Here is a 17,280-nt window from a genome sequence, read left to right on the forward strand (position 1 = left end):
GGAAAGCGTGATGCAGGGGCCGCGAACCGTGGCCGAACAGGTCGCCAATGTCCTGCGCGAAGCGATTGCCAGTGGAACCATCAAGGCGGGCACTCCGCTGCGCCAGGACGAATTGGCCGAGCAGTTTGGCTTCAGCCGCATGCCAATTCGTGACGCCCTTCGCCAATTGGAAGCCGAAGGCATTGTTTCCATTCATCCGACAAAAGGCGCGCAGGTCGCCCGGATGGACGGCGCCGAGATCGGTGAAATCTACGCCCTGCGCGAACTGCTTGAATGCGAGGCGGTGCGGCTTTCGCTTCCCAACCTCGCCGGCGCGAAGCTCGACGAGGCGGAACAGGTGCTCGACCAGATCGACGCGGAGCGCAATGTCGGCCGATGGGGTGCGCTGAACCGCGCCTTTCATCTGGCTCTCTACGACGCCTGCGGTAACCGTCGATTGCTCGGCCTGATCGAGGCGCACCACAATGCCGCAGATCGCTACGTCCGCATCCTCCTGTCGAACCTGGATTATCGCAGCCGCTCTCAGACGGAGCACCGCGACCTGCTGGCCGCCTGCAGGGCGCGCAAGGAGGACAAGGCCATAAGCATTCTCAGGCAGCATCTTCGCGAGGGAAGCGAGACGCTGGTCAGCGCGATCAGGGAAGATGGCCTGTCGCGAAAATCCTGACGGCGTGGCTTGAGCTCCGGTTGCCTCTGCGCGCGATTACTGCCACATATTGCAACATCGATACTCGATCCAGGATCATCATGTCCCCCGACAGCAGCCTGCCGGCGCGCGCCCTTGCTCCACGTCGCCACGAAGAGATCCTGCGGCGGCTGGGCGCTCACGGGTCTGTCAGTGTCGCCGAGTTGGCCGGGTTCTTCGATGTCTCACGCGAAACCATCCGCCGCGACCTGAAACTGCTGTCGGATAAAGGGCAGCTCGGCATTGTCCATGGCGGCGCTGCCCGTTTCGAGCCGAGCGAACCGGCAATGAGCCTGCGCAGCCAGGAGAATGCCCGGGGCAAGGCTGCGATCGGCAGGATAGCTGCCGGTCTTGTGAAGGACGGCATGGTGGTGTTCCTCGATTCCGGCACCACCACATTGGCCGTCGCACAAGCCATGACCGACCTGCGCGATCTCACCATCTGCACGGCGAGCCTCCCGATCGCGCTTCTGCTGTGCCACGTCTCAGGCATGCGCGTGCATATGCTGGGTGGCGAAGTCGATCCCGGCGAAGAAGCAGCCTCCGGCATCGACATGCTCGAAGCCGTGGCGCGCTTTCGCGTCGACATCGCCTTCCTCGGTGGCGGCGCGCTGTCGCCCGACGGCGAGGTCACCGATTTCACCCGCGCCGGCGCCGAACAGCGCAGCCGCATGATTGTGCTTGCCGCCAAAACCTACTTCGTTCTCGACAGCAGCAAGTTCGCAAAGCTGACGCCGCTCAGGATCCCGAATTTTCAGCACGCCGCCGGCGTGATCGTCGATGCGAAGCCGCAGGCCGACATCGCCGAAGCGCTTGCGCGCAAGGGGCCTGAGCTGATGGTTGCATCTTGATGTGATATTTTGTGGCATTTTGTGTTGATATTTGGAATTCGACTGCTATGATCCGGCTCGTGTCAAAACGGCAGGATCTCCCATGGCAAACCAATTCCCCACCCAGGCGCGCGTCGTCATCGTCGGCGGCGGTGTCATCGGCTGCTCGGTCGCATATCATCTGACAAAGCTCGGCTGGACCGATGTCGTGCTGCTCGAACAGGGGCAACTCAGCGGTGGCACCACCTGGCACGCCGCCGGGCTTGTCGGCCAGTTGCGCAGTCACTCCAACATGACCAGCCTGATCAAATACTCCACGCAGCTCTATGGCGAGCTGGAAGCGGAGACCGGACTCGCCACCGGTTGGAAGAATTGCGGCTCGCTGTCGGTGGCGCGCACCACCGACCGCATGACGGTGCTGAAGCGCACGGCCGCATCGGCACGCGCCCAGGGGGTCGACATCGATGTGATTTCGCCGAAGGAGGCGGCGGATCTCTGGCCGGTCATGGCGACCGACGATCTGGTCGGCGCCGTCTGGCTGCCGGGCGACGGCAAGGCCAATCCGACCGATCTCACGCAATCGCTCGCCAAGGGTGCGCGCAATCGCGGCGCGAAAATTATCGAGCGGGTCAAGGTCACTGGTATCAGCCAGAGGAATGGTGTCGCCTGCGGTGTCGAGACGGATCGCGGCAACATTGCCGCCGAGATCGTCGTCAATTGCGCCGGCCAGTGGGCGCGCAAGGTCGGGCTGATGTGCGGTGTCTCGGTGCCGCTGCATTCGGCCGAGCACATGTACATCGTTACCGGCAGGATCGAGGGCGTGCACCCGGACCTGCCCGTGATGCGCGACCCCGACGGTTTCATCTATTTCAAGGAAGAGGTCGGCGGCCTGGTCATGGGCGGCTTCGAGCCGCACGCCAAGCCGTGGGGCATGAATGGCATTCCCGAAAATTTCGAGTTCGCGCTGTTGCCGGACGATTGGGATCAGTTCGAGATCCTGATGGAAAACGCGCTGGTCCGCGTCCCGCAATTGGCCGAGGCCGAGGTCAAGAAATTCTACAACGGGCCCGAGAGCTTCACGCCGGACAACAATTCTCTCCTTGGCGAGGCGCCGGAGCTGAAGAATTTCTATGTCGGCGCCGGCTTCAATTCGATGGGCATCGCCAGCGCCGGCGGCGCGGGCAGGGCGCTGGCCGAATGGATCGTCAACAGCGCGCCGACCATGGATCTATGGCCGGTCGATATCAGGCGTTTCGCCTCCTTCAACAACAATCCGCGCTGGCTGCACGACCGTGTCAAGGAGACGCTCGGCCTGCACTACGCCATGCCGTGGCCGAACCGCGAACTGGACACCGCAAGGCCGTTCCGCCGGTCGCCGCTCTACGACCGGCTTGCCGCCAGGGGCGCCTGCTTCGGCTCCAAGATGGGCTGGGAGCGCGCCAACTGGTTTGCCGCACCGGGAGAGAGGGCCGAGAACGACTATGCCTTCGGCCGTCAGAACTGGCACGAGGCGGTCAAGCGCGAGATGAAGGCGACACGCGAAGCCGTCGCCGTCTTCGACCAGACCTCTTTCGCCAAGCTCCTCGTGCAAGGCCACGATGCCTGCGCCGCGCTCAACTGGATCTGCGCCGGAAATATCGACGTACCGGTCGGTACGTCTGTTTATACGGGCGTGCTCAATGCACGTGGCGGCTATGAAAGCGATCTCACCGTGATGCGGCTTGGCGTGGAGAAATTCCTTATCGTCACCGGTTCGGCGCAAGCCATCCACGATGCCGACTGGATCGTCAAAAACATCCCGTCCGACGCGCATGCAATCTTGACCGATGTCACCTCGTCCTACGCGGTACTTGCCTTGATGGGGCCGCGCTCGCGCGATCTGCTGGGCAAACTCTCCTCGGCCGATCTTTCCAACGCCGGCTTTCCCTTCGCCACCATCCGCGAGATCGATATCGGCTATGCCACCGCCTATGCCAACCGCATGACCTATGTCGGCGAACTGGGCTGGGAACTGATCGTGCCGACCGAATTCGCCGTCGGCGTCTATGAGGCACTGCATGAGGCTGGCAGCGAGTTTGGCCTGATCGATGCCGGTTACTACGCGCTCGACGCCTTGCGTATCGAAAAGGGTTTTCGCGCCTGGGGTCGTGAACTGACGCCAGATATCAATCCCTGGCAGGCTGGGCTTGGCTTCGCCATCGCGATGGACAAGCCGGGGGGCTTTATCGGCCGCGACGCGCTGGTTGAGACGAAGCCATCAGCACCGGCAAGACGCGTCGTGCTGTGCACGCTCGATGATGCCGAGCCGATGCTGTGGGGCGGCGAACTGATCCTGCGCGACGGCAAGCCGGTCGGCGAAGTCCGCTCGGCCGCCTACGGCCACACGCTTGGCCGCTCGGTGGCGCTCGGGCTGATCGAGAACGAGGCGGGCGTCGATGCTGCGTTTCTCACCGGTGGTCGTTTCGAGATCGACCTTGCCGGCGTTCGCCATGCCGCGGCAGCACATCTGCGCAGCCCCTACGATCCGAAGTCGGAGCGGGTGAAGGCTGATGTGGTGGAGGTTCGCACTGCCGCCTAATCCGCCGACATGGACCTTGCCATATCCAGGAACGCCCGCACCAGTTTGCCGCCGCTGCGTTCACGCAGGCAGATCAGCGCTTCGTCCATCAGGGTCTCGGGAGCATCGATGGTGATCGGCACCAGCCGCGAATCCTGGCCGAATTCGGCCGCCGAGACAAAGCCGATGCCGGCGCCCGAGGCGACGATCTCGCGGACGGCTTCGCGGCCTTCGGCTTCGATCGCCGGCCTCAATTCGATTTTCGAGGCGGCTGCGAGATCTTCGAGTTTCTGACGCGTCTTCGATCCGCGCTCGCGCATGACCAGCGATTCCTGCGCGAGTTGCTTGAGGGTGAGCGACTTTTTCGCGGCCAGCGGGTGGTCTATGGATGCAAACGCGATGATCGGCGTCGAGTTGAGTTTCAGCACCTCGAAATCGCGCCCTGTCGGCACCTCGCCCAGCACGCCGATGTCGGCATCGTAGCTGTAGAGGCTGCTGATCACCGTCTCGGTGTTGCCGGCGCGCACCGAAACCTGCACGCCGGGGTAGCGGGCCCGGAAGCTGCCGAGAATGTGAAGCAGATGATGTGCGGCATCGGCGACGATGCGTAGCGTGCCGGAACGCAGCGCGCGCGACTCCGTCAGCAACTCCAGCGCCTGTTGCTCGGTATCGAACATGCGATGGGTTATTTCGAGCAATTTCTGGCCCGAATGGGTCAGCGTGACCTGCTTCTTGTTCCTATTGAACAACAGCACATCATACTCTTCCTCGAGCTTGCGCACCTGGTCCGAGATCGCCGGCTGGGTCAGGAAGAGCGCTTCGGCAGCGCGTGAAAAGCCACCGGAGATGGCCACCTGGTGAAAGGCCCGCAATTGGACGTAGCGCATCTTACGTGCCTCCGACATTTCTGAAATCGCCAATATCCTATCATAAGTAAAGATTATGAAAAGATAGAAATGAACGATTTGACTTATGTTTGGGCAGCCATCAGCCTGAGTGTGGGTCGACGTCTCTGCCGGCCGTTGGCCGGGAGGTCGCCATGCAATTTTCCATCATCCTGCTGCATCTGGCGGGTGCCGTCATGCTGCTGCTCTGGGCCGTGCGCATGGTGCGGACCGGCGTCGAGCGCGCCTGCGGCCCTGCCTTGCGCGATGCGCTGAGACAGGCGCGGGGTGCGCGGATCAGGTCGGCGGGCGTCGGCACCGTGCTTGCCGTGCTGCTGCAAAGCTCGACCGCAGTCGCCATCCTGGCGGCCGGGTTTGCCGCCAGCGGCATGGTTTCGGTGTCGGCGGGGCTGGCGATCTTGCTGGGCGCCGACCTCGGTTCCGCTCTGGTCGTCCAGGTGCTGTCGTTCGATCTGAGCTGGCTGGTGCCGGCGCTGATCCTGGTCGGCGGCGCCATGGCCCTGAAGTTCGAGGCGCGCGGCATCAAGCAGGGCGGACGCATCCTGATGGGCGTCGCCTTCGTTCTGTTGTCGCTGCATATGATCGGCGAGGCGACCGCACCCATGCGGCAGAGCACCTTGCTGCCACTGGTGATCTCCTACCTGCGCGCGGACTATTTCACCGCCTTCGCCGCTGCTGCCCTGTTCACATGGCTGATCCACTCCAGCGTAGCGGCGATCCTGCTGTTCGTCACGCTTGCCGCGCAAGGCGTCTTGCCGGTCGAGGTTGGCCTGTTCTTCATCCTCGGCGCCAATTGCGGTGGTGCGCTGATTGCGGTGTGGCTGACGCGCGGCGATGCCGTCGAGGCGCGCCGTGTCCCGCTTGGCAATCTGATCTTTCGCGGCACGACGGCGCTCGCCGCCTTGTTTGCGCTTCAGGCCGTGACCTTCCCGGCGCATCTGTTCGGCGTAACCGAAGGCCGCCAACTGGTCAACCTGCACCTTGCCTTCAATATGATGCTGGTCACCTGCTGCTTGCCGTTCACCGGCACGATGGAAAAGCTCGCCACCTTGCTGATCCCCGACAGGCCAGCGGCAAAGGCAGGGGAGGCTGGGGACCTGATGTCACGCCGCACCAGCGCGCTCGACCGCACCGTCATGCGCACACCCGGTCTCGCTCTGGCCAGTGCGACCCGCGAGTTGCTGCGCGTGGGCGAAGTCGTCGAGGTGATGCTGCGCCCGGTGATGGATTTCTTCGACGCCGGCACCGCCGACCAGATTCGCCAAGCCCAAAAACTCGATGAGGAGGTCAACCGCGCCCACACCGAGATCAAGCTCTACATTGCCGAAGTCAATCGCGGCAGCATGAGCGCGGCCGAGGCGCAGCGCGGCATCGAGCTCACCGACTTCGCCATCAATCTCGAACGCGCCGGCGACATCGTCGCCAAGAACCTGCTCGTGCTCGCCCAGGAGCTGCGTGACAAGAACCTGCGCTTTTCACGCGACGGCTGGAGCGAACTGGCCGGGCTTCACAACCGTGTCATGGCCAACATGCAGCTTGCACTCAATGTGCTGGTGTCGAGCGATCTCGAGTCGGCGCGGCAACTCGTCGTCGAGAAGGAGCGGATGCGCAGACTGGAACGCATGAGCCATGACCGTCACCTCAAGCGCCTGCAATCGGGAATGCCGCAGAGCATCGACACCAGCGACATCCACCTGGAGGCGGTGCGGGCGCTGAAGGAGATCAACTCGCTGATGGCTTCTGTCGCCTATCCGCTGCTGACGCAGAGCGGTGATCTGCTCGAAAGCCGGTTGGCGAAAGGCGCTGGGGCCGCGGAAGCGATGGCTCCGGCGCTGGCCTGACGGGCGACATTCTCCGCTGGCGAGTGGCAATCCTTACCATCGTTAAAATCGATACACCGATACAAAATAACGATTTTACAAATAGATCATTCAGGCCAAGAATAAGGCCACATCGAACGCAGATCGAGCGGAGGACAACATGCTCGCCGAGACGAAATTTGCCGCGGAGCCGCTGGCCAGTCCGGCGCTGGGCGAGCCGTATCTTCTGACCCCAGGGCCGCTTACCACGGCCTATTCGGTCAAGGAGGCGATGTTGCGCGACTGGGGATCGTGGGACGGCGACTTCCGCGCCATGACATCGGATATGCGTCGCCGCCTGCTGGCGCTGACCGGGGACAGGAACGATGAGTTCGACTGCGTGCCGATGCAAGGCAGCGGCTCCTTCTGCGTCGAAGCGATGCTGGGTTCGTTTGTGCCCAGGGATGGCAAGGTTCTGGTGCTGGCCAACGGCGCCTACGGGCTGCGCGCCGCGCAGACCATGCAGTATCTCGGCCGCGCCTACACGCTGATCGACAAGGGCGACTATCTGCCGCCGCGCGGCGACGAGGTGGCGGCGGCCCTCGCGGCCGACCCTGATATCACCCATGTCATCGCCATCCATTGCGAGACCAGCTCCGGCATCCTCAATCCGGTCGCCGAGATTGCGCAAGCCGTCCATGCCAAGGGTCGCAAGCTGCTGGTCGATTCCATGAGCGCCTTCGGTGCCATCCCACTTGACGTCAATGAGATCCGCTACGAGGCGATGGTCTCGTCCGCCAACAAATGCATCGAGGGCGTGCCGGGCTTCGGCTTCATCATCGCCCGCAAGAGCGAGCTGGAGGCTGCCAAAGGCAGGAGCCATTCGCTGTCGCTCGATGTCCACGCCCAGTGGGCGCACCTCAACAAAACCGGCCAGTGGCGCTACACGCCGCCGACGCACGTCGTCGCTGCCTTCCTCGAAGCACTGCGCCAGCACGAGGCCGAAGGCGGCGTCGCCGGCCGTGGCGCTCGCTATACGAGGAACCGCGACGTCATGGTGGCCGGCATGCGCGACCTCGGTTTCGAGACACTGCTCGGGGATCGCTGGCTGTCGCCGATCATCGTCACCTTCTTCAACCCGGCCCATGCCAGTTTCGCCTTCGACCGCTTCTACGATCTGATGAAGGACAAGGGCTTCATCATCTATCCGGGCAAGCTGACCGCCGTCGATAGCTTCCGCGTCGGCTGCATCGGCCAGATGGACGAACATGTCATGCGCCGCGTCGTCGAGGCGGCGGCTTTTTCACTGCATGAAATGGGCGTCGACACCGCCGCTCCACCCGCCGCGGCACTCGCCGAGCGCGCCAAACTCGCCGCCTGAAGCGGCCGATTTCGAGGATATCAGATGAACCAGATGTCTCCCATCAACGTCGCGGTCAACGGCCGCACCTACGCCTGGCCGCGTGTGCCGGCCATCGCCATCTGCCTTGACGGCTGCGAGCCGGCCTATCTCGACGAGGCGATCGAGGCCGGGCTGATGCCGGCTTTGGTCAGGATCAAGCAGAAGGGCACGGTGCGTTTTGCGCACTCTGTCATTCCGAGCTTCACCAATCCCAACAATCTGTCGATCGCCACCGGCCGGCCGCCGTCGGTGCACGGCATCTGCGGCAACTATCTCTATGAGCGCGAGACCGGCAAGGAAGTGATGATGAATGACCCGCGCTTCCTGCGCGCGCCGACCATTTTCCAGGCCTTCTACGATGCCGGCGCCAAGGTCGCCGTGGTCACCGCCAAGGACAAGCTGCGTGCCTTGCTTGGCAAGGGCCTTGCCTTCGATGAAGGCCGCGCGCTGTGCTTTTCGGCGGAAAAATCCGACACCACCACCAGGGCCGAGCACGGCATCGACAATGCCTCGAAGCATTTTGGGCTGCCCGTGCCGGAGGTCTATTCGGCCGAACTGTCGGAATTCGTCTTTGCCGCCGGCGTCCAGCTGCTGAAGGAGTTCAGCCCCGACATCATGTACCTGACGACCACAGACTATGTGCAGCACAAATACGCGCCGGGCGTGCCGCAGGCCAACGCCTTCTACGAGATGTTCGACAAATACCTGACCGAGCTTGATGCGCTGGGCGCGGCGATCGTCGTCACCGCCGACCACGGCATGAAGCCCAAGCACAAGGCGGACGGTTCGCCCGACGTCGTCTATGTCCAGGACCTTCTCGACGAGTGGCTGGGCAAGGACGCCGCCCGCGTCATCCTGCCGATCACCGACCCCTATGTCGTGCATCACGGCGCGCTCGGCTCGTTTGCCACCGCCTATCTGCCTGATGGCGCAGATCAGGCCGGCATCATGGCCCGGCTGGCGAAGATCGACGGCATCATGCTGGTCGTCGACAGCCCGACGGCGTGCGAGCGCTTTGAGCTGCCGGCAGATCGCATCGGCGACATCGTGCTGATCTCGACCGAGAACAAGACGATCGGCACCTCAGAACATCGCCATGACCTGGCGGCTCTGAACGAACCGCTACGGTCGCATGGTGGGCTGACCGAGCAGGAGGTGCCGTTCATCGTCAATCGTGTGCTGCCGGAATTGCCTGATGAACCTGTGTTGAGAAACTTCGACGCCTTTTACTACGCCACAATGGCGGCGGCACTGGCGGGCTGAGTGAGTTGGATCGCCGGGAGGGCGTGTCGCCGTCCATGATGGCGCTGGTCGACCCCCACTCCGGCCCTTCGGGCCACCTCTCCCCCGATCGACGGGGGAGAGGAAGGGCGCTGAGTTCGCCGGCCTTGGCTCCCTTCCTCTCCCTCCGGAGGGGGGAGAGGTGGCGCCGCGAAGCGGCGACGGAGTGGGGGAAGCCATTGCAAAGACGCGATGGCCTCGCCGACAAAGATCAATGTGCTCTCCGAGCACCGGGAAAACTCACATGACCAAACTCGACCCTTCCATCAAAGTCCGCCACGAGCCGATGCGCATTGCCGGCAAGAAAGTTGATGCCGACGGCGTCGTCGAGGTGCGCTACCCCTGGAACGACACCGTCATCGGCACCGTGCCGGCCGGGCGTGCCGAGCACGCGCGAAAAGCATTCGAGATCGCCGCCGGCTACAAATCGAGGCTGACGCGCTACGAGCGCCAGCAGATCCTGTTCCGCACCGCCGAGGCATTGGCGTCGCGCCGCGAAGAAATCTCCGATCTCATCACGCTCGAGCTCGGCATCTCCAAGACGGACTCGCTCTATGAGGTCGGCCGTGCCTATGACGTGTTCACGCTGTCGGCGCAGATGTGCATCCAGGATGACGGCCAGATCTTCTCCTGCGACCTCACCCCGCACGGCAAGGCGCGCAAGATCTTCACCACCCGCGAGCCGTTGAAGGCGATCTCGGCGATCACGCCGTTCAACCACCCGCTCAACATGGTCTCGCACAAGGTGGCGCCGGCGATCGCCACCAACAATTGCGTGGTGGTCAAGCCGACCGAATTGACGCCGATGACGGCGCTTCTCCTGGCCGACATTCTCTATGAAGCCGGTCTGCCGCCCGAAATGCTGTCGGTGGTGACCGGCTGGCCCGCAGACATCGGCAACGAGATGATCACCAACGACAATATCGACCTGATCACTTTCACCGGCGGCGTGCCGGTCGGCAAGATGATCGCCCGCACCGCCGGCTACAAGCGCCAGGTGCTGGAACTCGGCGGCAACGACCCGCTGATCATCCTCAACGATCTCTCCGACGAGGATCTGGCCAGAGCCGCGGATCTGGCCGTCGCCGGCGCGACAAAGAACTCCGGCCAGCGCTGCACCGCGGTCAAGCGCATCCTGGTTCAGGAAAGCGTCGCCGACCGCTTCGTGCCGCTGGTGCTGGAGCGGGCGAAAAAAATCCGCTTCGGCGATCCGATGGACCGCTCGACCGACCTTGGCACCGTCGTGCACGAGAAGGCGGCGGCGCTGTTCGAAGCCCGCGTCCACATGGCCGCCGAGCAGGGCGCCGAAATCCTCTACAATCCGGGTCGTCAGGGCGCGTTGCTGCCGCCGATCGTCGTCGATCGCGTTCCTCACACATCCGAATTGGTGATGGAGGAGACGTTCGGCCCGATCATCCCGATCGTTCGCGCGCCTGACGACGATGATGCGCTGATCGCACTGTCCAACTCGACCGCCTTCGGCCTGTCGTCGGGCGTCTGCACCAACTCTTTTCCGCGCATGCAGAAATACATCGCCGGCCTTCAGGTCGGCACCGTCAACATCTGGGAAGTGCCGGGCTATCGCATCGAGATGTCGCCCTTCGGCGGCATCAAGGATTCGGGCAATGGTTACAAGGAAGGCGTCATCGAGGCGATGAAGAGCTACACCAATGTGAAGACATTTTCGCTGCCCTGGTCCTGACCGGGCGGCATTGACGGATAAGACAACCGAGGGAGCGTTCGCCGCTCCCTCATTCGCGTTTCGGAGACCATGATGGCCGCGATCAAAGAGCTTGTGCACACCGAAGGCGATTCCAACACCACAGCGGCTCGCGGCCGATGGGATGCCGGGCAGGACGATCCGCGGATCCGCGGCTTGCTCGATCGCGACGCGGCTGCCTTTATGCACCAGAGTCTGTCCAGCCCCTGCCTTTCGACCATCGCGAAGGCGCAAGGCATCTGGATCGAGGACACCGCTGGCCGCCGCTTCATGGATTTCCACGGCAACAGCGTGCATCACCTCGGCTACGGCCATCCAAGGCTGGTCACGGCGATCAAAAAGCAGCTCGATGAGCTCTGCTTTGCGCCGCGCCGCTTTACCTGCGAGCCCGCCGTCGAGCTGGCGGAGAAGCTGGCGGCATTGGCGCCCGGCGATCTCGGCAAGGTGCTGTTCACCACCGGTGGTTCGGATGCCATCGAGGTCGCGCTGAAGATCGCCCGCGCCGCGACCGGCCGCTTCAAGACGGTGTCGTTCTGGGATGCGTTCCACGGGGCCGGCTTCGGCGCTGCAAGCGTCGGCGGCGAGGCGACCTTCCGCTCGCACATATCAGGCCCGATGATGACCGGCACCGAGCACGTCGCACCTTGGGACGGCTATCGCTGTCCCTATGGCCACGATTCCCTCGAAACCTCGGGGCTCGCTTGCGCCAACATGATCGCCTATGTGCTCGGCCGCGAACAGGACGTGGCGGCGGTCGTCGCAGAACCGATGCGGGCGACGCCCAACCCGCCGCCGCCCGGTTTCTGGAAGCGGGTTCGCGAAGCCTGCGACCGGCACGGCACGCTGCTGATCTTCGACGAGATCCCGACCGGGCTGGGCAAGACGGGAAAATTCTTCGCCCACGAGCATGATGATGTGACGCCCGACATCGTCGTCCTCGGCAAGTCGCTCGGCGGCGGCATCCTGCCGATCGCCGCCGTCATCGCGCGCCGCGACCTCGACGTCACCGGTGGCTTCGCGATCGGCCACTACACCCACGAGAAGAACCCGGTGACGACCCGCGCCGCACTGACGACGATCGACATCATCCTGGAGGAAGGATTGGTCGAACGCGCGGCCGAACTTGGCCGGCACATGCTGGAGCGTATGCAGCACCTGATGGCGCGCTCGCCCCATGTCGGCGACGTCAGGGGCAGGGGACTGATGGTCGGCGTCGAGCTCGTCGAGGATCGCGATACGCGCGAGCCGGCGCGCGATCTCGCCGAACGCGTCTTCTATGCTTGCCTGGGGCAGGGGCTGAGCTTCAAGGTCAGCCAGGGCAATGTGCTGACGCTGTCGCCGCCGCTGGTCATTTCGAAAGCTGATCTCGATCGTGCGCTCGACATCCTCGAGACCGCCGTGCTGGCGGCCTGACCATGAAGGCCGTGCGCACCGACCGCGAGCTCGAATGCCCCGAAATCGACGCGGGCTTGCGGGCGAGGGGGGGCGATCTGGTGGTGACTGTCCGCTCGTCCGACCCGCGTTTGCGGGCACAGACAACGGGCGTTTCGTTCGGCTGACCATAACCGTCTCCGTTGCCAATCGTGGGCTTTCGCAAGCGCGAAATAGCGGCCGCAACAGGCATGCGACAGTTCCATGACGACTATCAGTAGAAGTTTGTCTGTCATAAAATAAATAGATTTTACTTATCGATCACCAATCCCCAGAGTTGACCCAACGACGACATCCACAAGCGCTACAGGGCCGCAATGTCCACCGGCGCGATCGTCACAGTGCATCGCAGAATGTGCCAACAATCAAAGGGGAACTGAGCATGAAATCGCGCAACGCAACTATCGCAATGGCCTTCGCCGCGGCATTGATGTCATCCGCCGCCTTTGCCGAAACCTCCGAACTGACAGTCTATACCGCCATTGAAGCCGAAGATCTCGCCCGCTACGCCGAGACTTTCACAAAGAGCCATCCCGACATCAAACTGAACTTTGTCCGCGACTCCACGGGTGTCGTTACCGCCAAGCTGTTGGCCGAAAAGGACAATCCGCAGGCCGACGTTGTCTGGGGCCTTGCCGCTACATCGCTTCTGGTGCTGAAGACCGAAGGCATGCTTGAGCCCTACGCGCCAAAAGGCGTCGAATTGCTCAAGCCGAAGTTTGTCGACAAGGACACGCCACCGGCCTGGGTTGGCATGGACGCCTGGGCGGCTTCGATCTGCTTCAACACCGTGGAGGGCAAAAAGCTTGGCCTCGCCGAGCCGACCAGCTGGAAAGATCTTACCAAGCCGGAATACAAGGGTCACATCGTGATGCCGAACCCGGCCTCGTCCGGCACCGGCTTCCTCGATGTATCGAGCTGGCTGCAGTTGTTCGGCGAGAAGGATGGTTGGGCCTATATGGATGCCCTGCATCAGAATATTGATGCCTACACGCATTCTGGTTCGAAGCCGTGCAAAATGGCCGCCGCCGGTGAAACCGTAATCGGCATCTCGTTCGAGTTCCGCGCCGCGAAATCGAAGAAGGAGGGCGCTCCCCTCGATATCGTCATCCCGTCCGAAGGCATCGGCTGGGACATGGAGGCATCCGCGATCGTTGCGGGAACGAAAAATCTCGAAGCCGCCAAAACGCTGCTCGACTGGTCGATCAGCAAGGAGGCCAACGAGATGTACAATGTAGGTTATGCGGTTCTGGCTATGCCGAATGTCGCCAAGCCGGTCGAATTCCTGCCCGCAGATATCGAGTCCAAGATGATCGACAATGACTTCGAGTGGGCGGCCAACCACCGCAAGGCCATTCTCGACGAGTGGACGAAGCGCTACGACGCCAAGTCTGAGCCCAAGAGCTAGACGCAGAGCATTTCGACAGGGCGCCGTCAGAGCGGCGCCCTTCTCGTAACTCTTCCCGGATGGTCAAAATGAGACACGAACCCGTCGCTGATCTATCGGCAACGCTGGCCGAGGTGCATCCCATGACCGCTGCCGGCAACACGGCTTACCTGCGGATCGAACATCTCTGGAAGGCCTTCGGCGAGTTCCATGCGCTGAAGGACATCTCGCTCGACATCAACGAAGGCGAATTCATCTGCTTTCTCGGCCCTTCGGGTTGCGGCAAGACCACGCTGCTGCGCGCCGTCGCCGGCCTCGACCTGCAGACCAGAGGCGTCGTCCGCCAGGGGGGCAGGGATATCTCAACGCTGCCGCCGTCAAAACGCGACTACGGCATCGTGTTTCAGTCCTACGCGCTGTTTCCCAATCTGACGATTGAAAGGAACATCGCCTTTGGCCTGGAAAACACCAAACGGCCGCGCGCCGAGATCGATGCCCGCGTCAAGGAATTGCTCATGCTGGTCGGCTTGCCCGATCAGGCGAAGAAATACCCAGCGCAGCTTTCCGGCGGGCAGCAGCAGCGCATCGCGCTCGCTCGGGCCATCGCCACCTCGCCCGGCCTGCTTCTGCTCGACGAGCCGCTGTCGGCGCTCGACGCCAAGGTGCGCGTGCACTTGCGCCACGAGATCAAGGGGCTGCAGCGCAAGCTCGGCGTCACCACGATCATGGTTACGCACGACCAGGAAGAAGCATTGTCGTTGGCCGACCGCATTGTAGTCATGAACCATGGCGTCATCGAGCAGGTCGGCAGCCCGACTGAAATCTATCGCCATCCCAGGACGCTGTTCGTCGCCGATTTCATCGGCGAGACCAACAAGTTCGATGCGACGGTAGGAGCAGATTCGGTAGGCTTCGGGACGAAGGCTTTCAGATGCGCGCCGCACAGCTTTGCGAACGGCGAAGCAGTCGTCGCCGCCATTCGACCGGAAGACGTGATTCCACACGGGCCGGGTTCGCGCTCGCCTGGAGCACCCGATGTGGTGAAGACTTCGGAAAACCTGATCGAAGTGACCGTCGGTGAAATGGAATTCCTGGGTTCGTTCTGGCGCACCCGGCTGCGCGGCGGAGAGCTTGGAGACGAGATTCTGATCGCCGATTTCTCGGTCAACGCCACGCGGCGTCTCGGCCTCGCCGAAGGCGGAGCGCTAACGGTGGAACTGCCCGCCGACCGACTGCTTGTCTTCCCGCAAGGAGAGCGCCATGGCGGCGGCAACTGATATCCTGATGCCGTCCGGTCGGGCGCTCCGACAGTCGCTCGACAAGGACGAGTTGATCAAGCGCGGCCTGCTGGTCGTCATCTCGTTCTATCTGGTCCTGTCGCTGGCAGCCCCGCTCTACGTGATGCTGTCGAAATCGTTCTCGACCTACAGCATCGATCTTGGCGCGTTCGAATTCCAGGTCAGCGACAAGCTCGGCAATTTCGGCGAGCCAGTGACGGCCGCCGCTCTGAACGAGAAACTCGCCGCGGTCCCGCCAGAAAAGCTTGCGACCAGTTCCGATGGTCGGCTACCGGCCACCAGCTTCTTTCCGGATTTCAGTTTCCGCAGCCCGGTCAAATACAAGGTCCGCGGCACGACCGATGACGCTTATTTCCTGATCGGCACGCAACTCCACCGCGGCACCGAATGGCAGGAAGTCGATTCGAACACCTTTCGGCGCATTATGCTGAGGCCCGCGCGCGAGCTTGGGTTGGACAACTACACAACCTACTTCTCGACGCCAACGCTGTTCCGCTCGATCCAGAACTCCTTCCTGATCGCGCTGATCAGCACCATCATCACGGTCGGCATAGCCTTCGGCTTCGCCTACGCTTTGAACCGAAGCAAGATGCGCTTCAAGGGCCTATTCAGGCTCATCGCCATGGCTCCCATCCTGGTGCCGTCGCTACTGCCCGGCATCGCCCTCATCTATCTGTTCGGCAACCAGGGCCTGTTGAAAAGCCTGCTTGGCGGCATATCGATCTACGGTCCGTTGGGGATTGTCGTCGGCTCGATATTCTTCACCTTTCCCCATGCTCTGATCATTATCTCGACGGCACTGGCGATCTCCGACCAGCGCCAATATGAAGCCGCCGCTTCGCTGCGCGCCAGCAAGTGGCGGACGTTCTGGGTCGTTACCATTCCGGGCGCGCGCTACGGTTTGATCTCCGCGGCGTTTGTCGTGTTTACGCTCGTCATCACCGATTTCGGCTTGCCGAAGGTCATCGGCGGCCAGTTCAACGTGCTCGCCGTCGATATCTACAAGCAAGTGATTGGTCAGCAGAATTTCGAGATGGGGGCGGTGGTCTCGGTCATCTTGCTGATCCCGGCCATCGCCGCCTTCGTCGTCGACCGCCTGGTCCAGCGTAGGCAGGTTTCGCTCCTGTCGGCCCGCTCGGTGCCTTACGAGGCAAAACCCAATCGCCGCTTCGACCTGGTCTGTCTGGCTTATTGCAGCCTGGTCGCGTTGTTCATCGCCGGCATCATCGGCATTTGCCAGTACGCCGCGCTGGTCAAGTTCTGGCCCTACGACCTCAGTCTCAGCCTGAAGAATTTCGCGTTCGGTCGCATGGATGGCGGAGGCTGGGCTTCTTACTACAACTCGATCACGCTCTCGTTGCTCACCGCTGTGTTTGGAACCGTCATCGTCTTCGTCGGCGCTTACATCGTCGAAAAGACCGAAGGCTTCAGGACCGGACGGGCAGCCTTCCACTTCCTCGCCATGCTGCCGATGGCGGTGCCGGGGCTTGTGCTTGGCCTGGCCTATATTTTCTTCTTCAACAATCCGGCCAATCCGCTGCACGCGATCTACGGCACAATGGCGATCCTGGTCGTCTGCACCGTGACGCACTTTTACACGGTCGGTCATTTGACGGCCCTGACGGCGCTGAAGCAGATCGATCGTGAGTTCGAGCCGGTCGCGGCCTCGCTGAAGCAGCCTTTCTATCGCCTGTTCACGCGGGTGACAGTGCCGATCTGTCTGCCGGCAATCCTTGACATCTCGATCTATCTTTTCGTCAACGCCATGACGACGGTTTCCGCGGTGGTCTTCATCTATACAACACACACGGCGCTCGCCTCGGTTGCAGTGCTCAACATGGACGACGCTGGCGACACCGCGCCTGCTGCTGCCATGGGCATGATGATCTTCTACACCAACGCATTCGCGCGGATCATTCACTTGGCTGTTTCGAAAGGTATCCTGAAAAGAACTCAGGGTTGGCGGGTACGATAATGAAATGCTC

The 17,280-nt window shown here is 62.5% G+C and carries 12 protein-coding genes; 11 read left to right on the top strand and 1 reads right to left on the bottom strand.

Annotated features, from left to right (window positions below):
• Positions 1–28: 28 nt before the first annotated feature.
• The 3 genes from AC0L3E_RS16240 (at position 29) to AC0L3E_RS16250 (ending at position 4,093) form a co-directional block, all read left to right on the top strand.
• Positions 29–667: a GntR family transcriptional regulator gene (locus AC0L3E_RS16240; protein WP_473605164.1), complete on the top strand. Its 639-nt coding sequence runs from the start codon at positions 29–31 to the stop codon at positions 665–667.
• Positions 668–747: 80 nt separating this feature from the next.
• Positions 748–1,536, top strand: a complete 789-nt coding sequence (locus AC0L3E_RS16245) for a DeoR/GlpR family DNA-binding transcription regulator (RefSeq protein ID WP_127319851.1) — start codon at positions 748–750, stop codon at positions 1,534–1,536.
• Positions 1,537–1,618: 82 nt separating this feature from the next.
• Complete coding sequence (locus tag AC0L3E_RS16250) at positions 1,619–4,093, top strand: GcvT family protein (RefSeq protein WP_473605165.1); 2,475 nt, start codon at positions 1,619–1,621, stop codon at positions 4,091–4,093.
• Here AC0L3E_RS16250 and AC0L3E_RS16255 read toward each other — a convergent pair.
• Positions 4,090–4,959 carry a LysR substrate-binding domain-containing protein gene (locus AC0L3E_RS16255; protein ID WP_127266992.1) on the bottom strand — a complete coding sequence of 290 codons (870 nt, stop codon included), beginning with the start codon at positions 4,957–4,959 and terminating at the stop codon, positions 4,090–4,092. The two genes, AC0L3E_RS16250 and AC0L3E_RS16255, sit on opposite strands and share 4 nt — an antisense overlap.
• Before the next feature lie 152 nt (positions 4,960–5,111).
• Between AC0L3E_RS16255 and AC0L3E_RS16260 the strand changes: the two genes are divergently transcribed.
• The 8 genes from AC0L3E_RS16260 to AC0L3E_RS16295 all read left to right on the top strand — a co-directional run bounded on the left by AC0L3E_RS16260 (position 5,112) and on the right by AC0L3E_RS16295 (position 17,270).
• Complete coding sequence (locus tag AC0L3E_RS16260; protein ID WP_473605166.1) at positions 5,112–6,818, top strand: Na/Pi cotransporter family protein; 1,707 nt, start codon at positions 5,112–5,114, stop codon at positions 6,816–6,818.
• 139 nt (positions 6,819–6,957) lie between these two features.
• Positions 6,958–8,157: a 2-aminoethylphosphonate--pyruvate transaminase gene (locus AC0L3E_RS16265; RefSeq protein ID WP_352581689.1), complete on the top strand. Its 1,200-nt coding sequence runs from the start codon at positions 6,958–6,960 to the stop codon at positions 8,155–8,157.
• Positions 8,158–8,181: 24 nt separating this feature from the next.
• Positions 8,182–9,441 (top strand): phosphonoacetate hydrolase, encoded by a 1,260-nt coding sequence (gene phnA / locus AC0L3E_RS16270; protein ID WP_473605167.1) that lies wholly within the window; start codon positions 8,182–8,184, stop codon positions 9,439–9,441.
• Between the two features lie 262 nt (positions 9,442–9,703).
• The gene (phnY, locus tag AC0L3E_RS16275; RefSeq protein WP_127381957.1) at positions 9,704–11,161 is read left to right on the top strand and encodes a phosphonoacetaldehyde dehydrogenase; all 1,458 of its coding nucleotides are present in this window, start codon (positions 9,704–9,706) and stop codon (positions 11,159–11,161) included.
• Positions 11,162–11,233: 72 nt separating this feature from the next.
• Positions 11,234–12,592, top strand: a complete 1,359-nt coding sequence (gene pbfA / locus AC0L3E_RS16280; protein WP_127266990.1) for a (R)-1-hydroxy-2-aminoethylphosphonate ammonia-lyase — start codon at positions 11,234–11,236, stop codon at positions 12,590–12,592.
• A 400-nt stretch (positions 12,593–12,992) separates the two neighbouring features.
• Positions 12,993–14,018, top strand: coding sequence for a putative 2-aminoethylphosphonate ABC transporter substrate-binding protein (locus tag AC0L3E_RS16285; protein WP_127266991.1), 1,026 nt, complete (start codon positions 12,993–12,995; stop codon positions 14,016–14,018).
• Positions 14,019–14,140: 122 nt separating this feature from the next.
• On the top strand, positions 14,141–15,274 hold the full coding sequence (locus AC0L3E_RS16290; protein ID WP_127270136.1) for a putative 2-aminoethylphosphonate ABC transporter ATP-binding protein: 1,134 nt from the start codon (positions 14,141–14,143) through the stop codon (positions 15,272–15,274).
• Positions 15,258–17,270 carry a putative 2-aminoethylphosphonate ABC transporter permease subunit gene (locus AC0L3E_RS16295; RefSeq protein WP_473605168.1) on the top strand — a complete coding sequence of 671 codons (2,013 nt, stop codon included), beginning with the start codon at positions 15,258–15,260 and terminating at the stop codon, positions 17,268–17,270. The genes AC0L3E_RS16290 and AC0L3E_RS16295 overlap by 17 nt, the downstream gene beginning before the upstream one ends.
• Positions 17,271–17,280: the final 10 nt, after the last annotated feature.

This window comes from Mesorhizobium sp. WSM4822, assembly GCF_055811155.1.

Excerpts from the sequence above, each read along its gene's own strand:
- AC0L3E_RS16245 (WP_127319851.1), top strand. The coding sequence starts at position 748 with ATGTCCCCCGACAGCAGCCTGCCGGCGCGCGCCCTTGCTCCACGTCGC.
- AC0L3E_RS16250 (WP_473605165.1), top strand. The coding sequence starts at position 1,619 with ATGGCAAACCAATTCCCCACCCAGGCGCGCGTCGTCATCGTCGGCGGC.
- AC0L3E_RS16255 (WP_127266992.1), bottom strand. The coding sequence starts at position 4,959 with ATGCGCTACGTCCAATTGCGGGCCTTTCACCAGGTGGCCATCTCCGGT.
- AC0L3E_RS16260 (WP_473605166.1), top strand. The coding sequence starts at position 5,112 with ATGCAATTTTCCATCATCCTGCTGCATCTGGCGGGTGCCGTCATGCTG.
- AC0L3E_RS16265 (WP_352581689.1), top strand. The coding sequence starts at position 6,958 with ATGCTCGCCGAGACGAAATTTGCCGCGGAGCCGCTGGCCAGTCCGGCG.
- phnA (WP_473605167.1), top strand. The coding sequence starts at position 8,182 with ATGAACCAGATGTCTCCCATCAACGTCGCGGTCAACGGCCGCACCTAC.
- phnY (WP_127381957.1), top strand. The coding sequence starts at position 9,704 with ATGACCAAACTCGACCCTTCCATCAAAGTCCGCCACGAGCCGATGCGC.
- pbfA (WP_127266990.1), top strand. The coding sequence starts at position 11,234 with ATGGCCGCGATCAAAGAGCTTGTGCACACCGAAGGCGATTCCAACACC.
- AC0L3E_RS16285 (WP_127266991.1), top strand. The coding sequence starts at position 12,993 with ATGAAATCGCGCAACGCAACTATCGCAATGGCCTTCGCCGCGGCATTG.
- AC0L3E_RS16290 (WP_127270136.1), top strand. The coding sequence starts at position 14,141 with ATGACCGCTGCCGGCAACACGGCTTACCTGCGGATCGAACATCTCTGG.
- AC0L3E_RS16295 (WP_473605168.1), top strand. The coding sequence starts at position 15,258 with ATGGCGGCGGCAACTGATATCCTGATGCCGTCCGGTCGGGCGCTCCGA.